The organism is Halomonas llamarensis, assembly GCF_023555005.1.
GTDB classification, from domain to species: Bacteria; Pseudomonadota; Gammaproteobacteria; order Pseudomonadales; family Halomonadaceae; genus Vreelandella; species Vreelandella llamarensis.
In genome coordinates, this window is sequence record NZ_JAMJPJ010000165.1 from 1 (window position 1) to 248 (window position 248).

Below are 248 nucleotides of genomic sequence, written 5' to 3' on the forward strand. Positions count from 1 at the left end.
AGTGTTCATCCGTGAGCATTTGTCGGGGCATCGCAAGCTCGCAGTTTGTTGGCGTGAGAACCTCTATTCTGCGAGCTTGCCCCTATCCTGCCAAATCATCTTCGATCAAACGTCAACACGCCCTAGTGCTGGAGCAAGGTTACACAAAGGCAGAGGCCGCGCGCAGCCTGGGGATAAGGGCCAATCTACTGGGCCGATGGATCAAAGAGCACGCGGAGGATGACGGGCAGGCCTTCCGGGGCAATGGC

At 57.7% G+C, this 248-nt stretch carries 1 protein-coding gene; it reads left to right on the forward strand.

Annotation, left to right across the window (positions count from 1 at the left end; all coding sequences use genetic code 11):
* Positions 1 to 104: 104 nt before the first annotated feature.
* The coding region (locus M8006_RS18050; protein ID WP_250084616.1) for a transposase at positions 105 to 248 on the forward strand (144 nt) is incomplete at its 3' end.